Source organism: Rhodospirillaceae bacterium (assembly GCA_002728255.1).
GTDB lineage: Bacteria > Pseudomonadota > Alphaproteobacteria > UBA7887 > UBA7887.
Map to the genome: position 1 here is coordinate 1 of PBWV01000030.1, position 5419 is coordinate 5419.

7 protein-coding genes and 1 tRNA gene are annotated in these 5419 nt (G+C 47.9%); 3 read left to right on the top strand and 5 right to left on the bottom strand.

Annotated features, from left to right (window positions below; genetic code table 11):
• On the bottom strand, window positions 1–125 hold a 125-nt coding region (locus CMM32_08010; GenBank protein ID MBT06841.1), incomplete at its 3' end, for a glutathione S-transferase.
• 66 nt (window positions 126–191) lie between these two features.
• On the opposite strand from CMM32_08010, the gene CMM32_08015 reads away from it, so the two are divergent.
• The 3 genes from CMM32_08015 (at window position 192) to CMM32_08025 (ending at window position 3002) form a co-directional block, all read left to right on the top strand.
• A complete protein-coding gene (locus tag CMM32_08015; protein ID MBT06842.1) occupies window positions 192–1283 on the top strand; it encodes a uroporphyrinogen decarboxylase in 1092 nt (363 codons plus the stop codon).
• Between the two features lie 80 nt (window positions 1284–1363).
• The gene (locus tag CMM32_08020) at window positions 1364–2083 is read left to right on the top strand and encodes a short-chain dehydrogenase (protein MBT06843.1); all 720 of its coding nucleotides are present in this window, start codon (window positions 1364–1366) and stop codon (window positions 2081–2083) included.
• 46 nt (window positions 2084–2129) lie between these two features.
• On the top strand, window positions 2130–3002 hold the full coding sequence (locus tag CMM32_08025; GenBank protein MBT06844.1) for a short-chain dehydrogenase/reductase: 873 nt from the start codon (window positions 2130–2132) through the stop codon (window positions 3000–3002).
• 69 nt (window positions 3003–3071) lie between these two features.
• Here CMM32_08025 and CMM32_08030 read toward each other — a convergent pair whose 3' ends face one another.
• The 4 genes from CMM32_08030 to CMM32_08045 all read right to left on the bottom strand — a co-directional run.
• The gene (locus tag CMM32_08030; protein ID MBT06845.1) at window positions 3072–3896 is read right to left on the bottom strand and encodes a hypothetical protein; all 825 of its coding nucleotides are present in this window, start codon (window positions 3894–3896) and stop codon (window positions 3072–3074) included.
• Between the two features lie 133 nt (window positions 3897–4029).
• The gene (locus CMM32_08035) at window positions 4030–4563 is read right to left on the bottom strand and encodes a DUF4864 domain-containing protein (protein ID MBT06846.1); all 534 of its coding nucleotides are present in this window, start codon (window positions 4561–4563) and stop codon (window positions 4030–4032) included.
• A gap of 343 nt (window positions 4564–4906) precedes the next feature.
• A tRNA-Glu gene (locus CMM32_08040) sits at window positions 4907–4982 on the bottom strand.
• A 68-nt stretch (window positions 4983–5050) separates the two neighbouring features.
• Window positions 5051–5419: low specificity L-threonine aldolase (locus CMM32_08045; protein MBT06847.1), on the bottom strand; the 369-nt coding region annotated here is incomplete at its 5' end.

The following is a 5419-nucleotide window of genomic DNA, read 5'->3' on the forward strand; positions in this document are numbered from 1 at the left end:
CACTCGCGCAGTTCAGGAGGTTTTGCTCCAACAAGTTCTACATTCACATCACATAGGCGACCCGCAATAGTTGATTTAAAAATTCTAGGATTGGGCAAATAGGAAAAAATGCGTATACCTGCCATTTGGGAGTCCCCGTTTGTTTTTTAAAATTGTATCATGGCTCATAGGCGGGTCAGGAGAAAGAATGAATGACAAAAATAGATAAAATAGAAACTACGCTATACCGCCTTCCCTTGCCTGAAGCGGTAGAGGCCGCTTCTTCAGGTGTCATGGCTGATATAGATATGGTGATGGTCCGAGTCTGGGATAGCGATGGAGCCCAAGGATGTGGCTATAATCCATTGTTTTCCGGCCAGGGCTCCGCGTTAGTGGAAATCATCAATAACGTTTGTACAGAGATTGTTTTACAGGAGGACCCCTCACGGATCGAGTGGATATGGCATAAGATGTGGCGCCGGCTTCACTATGCAGGTCGCGGGGGACCTGTTAGCTTCGCGATAGCGGCGGTCGACACTGCCTTGTGGGACCTTAAAGCCAACTCTCTCAACCTACCGCTTTGGCGATTGCTCGGGGGTTTTAATCCAGAAGTTAAAGCCTACGCAGGCAATATCGACCTCAACTTTCCCATTGATAAACTTCTTGATGGAGCCGATAAAAGCCTCAGCGATGGCCACACATCCATTAAAATGAGGCTAGGCAAACCTAGCTTGAAAGAAGACTTGTCTCGTGTTGAAGCTATGCGAGCCCACATAGGAACAGATATTGAATTAATGGCTGATGCCAACGAAGCCTGGAGGCCTGATCAGGCATTGCGAGCTCTCAGAGCACTACGAGAATTTGATTTGGTATGGGTTGAAGAACCGATACAGCCAGATAATTTTGCAGCCTATGCCCATCTGCGAAATAATGGGGGGGTTCCTTTATCAGCTGGAGAAAATCTTCACACCTTGGCCGAATTTGCAGCGTTGATATCTGCTGGGGGGATCGATTTCCCCGAGCCTGACCTGGCCACATGCGGAGGCATCACCCCTTGGATGAAGATCGGCCATTTGGCAGATGCACATGGACTGCCCGTAACTTCGCACGGGGTCCATGACATCCATGTTCACTTATTAGCTGCATCACCCAACAATGCCTACCTCGAAGTTCACGGCTTTGGCATGAATCCGTATATTGAACATCCTCTTGTTGTAAAAAATGGCATCGCGACAGCCCCTGATCGCCCCGGCCACGGGATGGAGTTCAATTGGTCATTGTTGGAAAAGTTCCGGCTTAATTAGAACAGGACAGGCGCTTTATTGTTTAATATCGAAATATTTGCTACCGAGCTAGCGAACAGATTGAAAGGAGTAGTGCAGATATGAGCAAAAAAGTTTGCCTTATTGCGGGCGTAGGACCGGGCACTGGAATGGAATGCGCGAGCCGCTTTTCTAGAGGTGGTTACCAAGTGGCTATGTTGGCCAGAGATAAAAAACGGCTCAATTCTTTAGAAAAAGAGATTAAGGATTCTCATGGTTATGAATGCGATGTCTCAGATCTGGAGCAGTTGGTCGCAACGCTTAAGCAAGTAGCAAAGGATCTCGGAGATCCAACCATCCTAATCCATAACGCTGTGGCAGGAAATATAGATGGAGGCGGCGCAAGCAGATTCATGGAAAGTGATCCCGCAAGATTAGAGCGCAATTTTCGGGTGAACACTACATCTCTCCTTTACATGGCTCGAGAATTGGCGCCTGCCATGGTAGAAGCTGGCGAAGGCGCAATTGTTGTTACAGGAAATACATCTTCCACACGCGGTAGTGCCAACTTCGCCTACTTTGCACCGACCAAGGCCGCTCAAAGAATACTCGCCGAAGCAATGGCTCGAGATTTGGGGCCAAAGGGTGTGCATGTAGCCTATATTTTGGTGGATGCGGCAATAGATACCCCTCGAACACGACCCATATTTGCCCCAGAAAAACCAGATGAATACTTTTGCAAGCCTTCAGCAATTGCTGATGAGGCTTATCACGTTGCCCATCAAGATCGCTCTGCTTGGTCCTTTCTGGTGGAACTCAGGCCTGATATCGAGAAATGGTAATTCTTAATAAATCCAGAAAATAGGATAGACAGAAGGAGCTGGAAGAATGCGTAATTGCCTTATAACAGGAACGAGCTCGGGGATAGGCTATGCAACCTCCCTTCGCTTAGCGCGCGGAGGTTTCCACGTCCATGCAGCGATGAGAAACCTGGAAAAAGCCGGCCAACTAAAAACTGTAGCAGAATCAGAGGGGCTGCCCATATCCTTCCATACATTGGATGTAACCGAGCAGGATTCAATTAATAGAGTAGTTGCAGACATAAATTCCGACCACGGCAAAATAGACTGCCTGATTAACAATGCCGGGCTCTCAAACGCTTGCCCCTTGGAGCTTTACCCCGAGGACGAACACCGGGCCCTTTTTGAAACCAACTACTGGGGACCAGTCCGACTAATCCAGGCGGTGCTCCCCGGCATGCGTGATCGCCAAGATGGGGCCATCGTTAATATTTCTTCCATACTTGGGAAAGTTGCAGTAGTAAACCAAGCTGCCTACTGCGCTTCCAAATTTGCAGTGGAAGCGTTCAGCGAGTCACTGGCCTTGGAAGTTGCCCCCATGGGCATCCGCGTAGTAATCATTGAACCAGGAGTGATAGCAACACCAATTTTTGAGAAAACTCCTATTCACTATGACAAGGGATCGCCATATCGCCAAGCTATGCGGCAAGGGGGTAGATTTTACAAATCATCTATTCCACAAGCCACCCCTGCCGATGAACTCGCAGAAACCATCTGGACATCTTTGACAACTAAGAAGCCGCGGTTACGTTGGTTNCACGGGCATGGCGAAAGCCTAGTGAAACGCCGACCAAATNTTTCTGATGAAGACTACATTGCAATTAGCTTGCTCGATGATGATGCNTACAATGNNCGNTTTAAGGAACTTTTTTCTATCAACCTAGCACCAAGGAATACATAACAAANAAAAGATCTGACCCTTTATCTGGAANCGGCAAAAAGGATGTCAGAATAAGANAANAGTACAATGCTACGAGGAGTAGGCCGTAAATCGCATCCCNCCCAACTTGCCGGCCTCTATAAGCTGAATGAAAATTCNATAAGCCTCTATGAATTCCTCAAACCTACTTAGCCCGAAGGCCTCCCCTGCTTCCTTACTTTTTGATTGATACATTTTATATCTCTCNGGCAAAATTTTCGCCCACCAGCTGGATAGGTCCTCTGTCTCTAAAGAGTTAAAACCAGCCCCAACAATATAGTTTCTATACTCGCCCTCTGTATGAANGCCCAGAGCAGCCATTCCATCGCGAAGAATAACCTGATCACGATTAGATAAAGTCGACGCTGCCACCCAATCGGTAAAAACCATTCGGCCCTTCGGCCTGAGTACTTTTCGGCAGTTTCTGAACAGGGATTCCTTATCCAATATGTGGAGAAANCCTTCCTGNCTCACTACATGAGTAAAGNTATTCTCCGCGAGCGGNATGAGGCTGGCATCACCACAAANAAAGGAAACCGTATTCTCNAGCCCAACCCATCGAGTTAACCGCGCTGCGGACAAGGTCCGNGTTTTATTTATATCCAACCCGAGCACACAGCAGCCATAACNTTCAGAAATGTAGCGAGCAGGNCCACCCATGCCCGAGCACACATCTAGAACCATCGATTTAGCCGAAAATTGGGCCTTCTNNGCTAATTCCTCAACAGCCTTAAGGCCGCCATAATGATCCTGATCATACGGAAACAAATCGCTTGGCACCAAACCCTCAATTTGTTTCCCCTCTCGTACCAATGCCGCCTTTATCGATGATTCATTAATCGGGTGCTCATTAACAAACGTAAGAAGATCTACCACATGCTTTTCTCACCTTGGATCACCAATCTTCTATTCGTGCATGACGACCGAAGAAGCCACATTTGACCTTCATTGAGCTGTCTATCTTCTACACTATGCACTAGCTAGAAACAGCCCCTCTGAACAGGCGGACTTATAAACTTCTGTCCTCCAAAGCCCTGACAATGCAACCATTAATCAACCAATTACCATCGGGCTGCAACTCCATTGGATACTGGGCGAGCCAAGTTTCGCCCAAGTCATCGGAGATGATAACACCTTGAATCAAAATTCCCTTTACTTCAGCCAGTTGGAGAAACTCCGATCTCCGAGCATTGTATACCTCGGGCCAAAATTTCCGAACCATCGAGAAAAACCGGGTTGGGGTCCGAAACTTATTCTGTATGTATGGAGAGGCGTAGGAAAAAGCTTTTTCGGCATCCTTAGAATGAAATGCTTGCAACTGGGCGCCTATTATTTCCCGTATCTGTAGTCGATCTTCCTCCCCCACATACTGGAAACGTTTGACCTCCGCATGGCTAACATCCGTGAGCCCGCTGGCCGCCAACACCAAAAGTACAGCTACAAGGATTTTCATGGCATTTATATCTCCGTTAGTCTTGTCCCATCCAAGCCAGCGCACCACTCCCAGTGTAACATGCGGACACACAGCACTCCATATACGCATAAAGTGCCCTGTTTGGTTCTCTTTGGCCCTATTCAGCCGCAGCCCTAAAAAACTTGATGCAATAATTACGATGAAATGTGGCAGATATATGTCGGCTTCCTTCCCATAAGATCAACCTCAGGAAACCTTCAGAATTAACATATGTCACCAGATTATTGAGAAAATACAACCCGATGCAACGACAGAAAATCGGGTTCTTTGAGCAATTCCTAGCTCAACCCAATTTCCAAGCAACGGCGCACCAGCGATCCTTTATAAAACCAAAAGTGGGAAAGGGTAGCGACCAAAATTTTTACGCAGGTGCCCCTATATCGATATCCNCCANNCCACTCTNNCCAAAGAATGGCGTCCCCAGGGGGACTCGAACCCCCGTTTCCGGCGTGAGAGGCCGGTGTCCTAGGCCACTAGACGATGGGGACCACAGCATCCCTTCTTTTAATGCGCCGACCCAATTCAGGCAAGGCCATAACGATCATAGGAATAATTTCTAGGCTAGGAGACGCGCTGCCCGAACAAAATCATCAATCTCTTCTTTCTGCACACTATACGAACACATGAGCCGCACCAGACCCGCTTCTCCTGGCCAACGGTGAAATAAATATCCTTCCGCCAATAGACCCTTCAGCATCCTTTCCGGCAGGCGCGCAAAAACCGCATTCCCCTCAACCTTATAAATAACTTCCACACCACACAGGTCCATCAAACCGTCTCTTAGCCACTTAGCAGCTAAGTTGGCATGGGACGCTAACTCTAACCACAGCCCGTCGTCGAGATAGGCGAGCAGCTGCGCCGACACAAAACGCATTTTACTTAAGAGATGCCCTCCCCGCATTCTTTGGCGCCCAAATTCTTTGGC

Coding starts and splice junctions, on each gene's coding strand:
- CMM32_08020 (MBT06843.1), top strand. CDS start 1,364: ATGAGCAAAAAAGTTTGCCTTATTGCGGGCGTAGGACCGGGCACTGGA.
- CMM32_08015 (MBT06842.1), top strand. CDS start 192: ATGACAAAAATAGATAAAATAGAAACTACGCTATACCGCCTTCCCTTG.
- CMM32_08035 (MBT06846.1), bottom strand. CDS start 4,563: ATGCGTATATGGAGTGCTGTGTGTCCGCATGTTACACTGGGAGTGGTG.